Origin of the sequence: Bradyrhizobium sp. (assembly GCF_049798375.1) — a bacterium.
Taxonomy (GTDB): Bacteria; Pseudomonadota; Alphaproteobacteria; order Rhizobiales; family Xanthobacteraceae; genus Bradyrhizobium.
The window spans coordinates 1-1,726 of sequence record NZ_JBARGP010000625.1; the positions used below are offsets into that span (position 1 = coordinate 1).

The 1,726-nt window shown below is 64.0% G+C and carries 3 protein-coding genes and 1 pseudogene; all 4 read right to left on the reverse strand.

Annotated features, from left to right (window positions below; translation table 11 throughout):
- Window positions 1–653 (reverse strand): 50S ribosomal protein L2 (rplB, locus tag WA702_RS24755; protein WP_425113177.1); only part of this gene is annotated, 653 nt, incomplete at its 3' end.
- Window positions 654–665: 12 nt separating this feature from the next.
- Window positions 666–965 (reverse strand): 50S ribosomal protein L23, encoded by a 300-nt coding sequence (locus WA702_RS24760; protein WP_425113178.1) that lies wholly within the window; start codon window positions 963–965, stop codon window positions 666–668.
- On the reverse strand, window positions 962–1,582 hold the full coding sequence (gene rplD, locus WA702_RS24765) for a 50S ribosomal protein L4 (protein WP_425113179.1): 621 nt from the start codon (window positions 1,580–1,582) through the stop codon (window positions 962–964). The genes WA702_RS24760 and rplD overlap by 4 nt, the downstream gene beginning before the upstream one ends.
- Window positions 1,583–1,726, reverse strand: a pseudogene (locus WA702_RS24770) (50S ribosomal protein L3); the annotation flags it as partial.

Below are 1,726 nucleotides of genomic sequence, written 5' to 3' on the forward strand. Positions count from 1 at the left end.
GGCCTGCGGCCCATCCAACGCTTGCGGCCGGCCTTGCCGATCGAGGTGTTCATGTGGTCCGGGTTCGAGACCGCACCGATGGTGCCGCGGCAACGTCCATGCACCAGGCGCTGCTCGCCCGAATTCAGGCGCACGATGACGTAGTCCTGGTCGCGGCCGACGATCTGGGCGTAGGTTCCGGCCGAACGCGCGAGCTGACCACCCTTCCCGATCTTGACCTCGATGTTGTGGATGATCGTGCCGACCGGCATGTTGCCGAGCGGCATGACGTTGCCGGGCTTCACGTCGACATAGTTGCCGGCGACGATGGTGTCACCGACCGCCAGCCGCTGCGGCGCCAGGATGTAGGCCAGCTCGCCGTCCTGATACTTGATCAGGGCGATGAAGGCGGTGCGGTTCGGATCATATTCCAAGCGCTCGACGGTGGCCGGAGAATCGACCTTGTCGCGCTTGAAATCGACCATGCGGTACGACTGCTTGTGGCCGCCACCGAGGAAACGCACGGTGATGCGGCCGGTGTTGTTGCGGCCGCCGCTGCCGAGCTTGCCTTCGGTCAAAGCCTTGACCGGCTTGCCCTTGTAGAGGGCCGAACGATCGACCATGACCAGCTGGCGCTGGCCCGGCGTCGTTGGGTTGAATGTCTTCAATGCCATGACGATTAAGCCTTACAGTCCGGTGGTCACGTCGATGCGGTGGCCCTCTTCGAGGGTCACGATCGCGCGCTTGATGTCCGACTGCGAACCGAAATTGCCGCGGAACACCTTGGTCTTGCCCTTGCGCACGAGCGTGTTGACGCTCTTGACCTTGACGTCGAACAGCTTCTCGATCGCTTCCTTGATCTGCGGCTTGGTGGCCTTGGCGGCGACCTTGAACAGAACCTTGTTGTGCTCGGAAGCAATCGTGGCCTTCTCGGTCACGATCGGCGCAACGATGATGTCGTAATGGCGCGGATCGATGTTCTTCATTTGAAGCGCGCCTCCAGCGCATCGATCGCCGCCTTGGTCAGAACGAGCTTCTGCCGGCGGAGAATGTCGTAGACGTTGATGCCCTGAATCGGCAGCACGTCCATGTTCGGAATGTTGCGGGCCGCGTTCGAGAACCCGGAGTGCAGCTCGGCACCGTCGATGATCAGCGCGTTGGTGAGCCCGAGACCGGAGAAGTGGCCGAGCAGCGCCTTGGTCTTCGCGGCTTCCAGCACCGCGGTTTCCAGCACGATCAGATTGCCATCCTTGGCCTTGGCCGACAGGGCATGCTTGAGCGCCATCGCGCGCACCTTCTTCGGCAGGTCGGTGGCGTGCGAACGCACCACCGGTCCGAAGGCACGGCCGCCGCCACGGAACTGCGGCACGCGGGCCGAGCCGTGACGAGCACCGCCGGTGCCCTTCTGCTTGTACATCTTCTTGCCGGTCCGCCAGATCTCAGCGCGGCCCTTGGCCTTGTGCGTGCCGGCCTGGCGCTTGTTGAGCTGCCACTGCACGCAACGTTGGATGATGTCCTGGCGCGGCTCGAGACCGAAGATGGCGTCGGAGAGCTGGACGGAGCCGGCTTCCTTGCCCTCGAGCGTGGTGACCTTCAATTCCATTTATGCGCCCTCCTGCTCGGCCGGCGCTTCCGCAGCCTGCTCGCCCGCGACCTTGAACTTGCCGGGCTTCGGCGCTTCCTTCGGCAGCGGCTTCTTCACGGCGTCTCGGATCGAGATCCAGCCGCCCTTGGAGCCGGGCACCGC

Coding starts and splice junctions, on each gene's coding strand:
- WA702_RS24760 (WP_425113178.1), bottom strand. CDS start 965: ATGAAGAACATCGATCCGCGCCATTACGACATCATCGTTGCGCCGATC.
- rplD (WP_425113179.1), bottom strand. CDS start 1,582: ATGGAATTGAAGGTCACCACGCTCGAGGGCAAGGAAGCCGGCTCCGTC.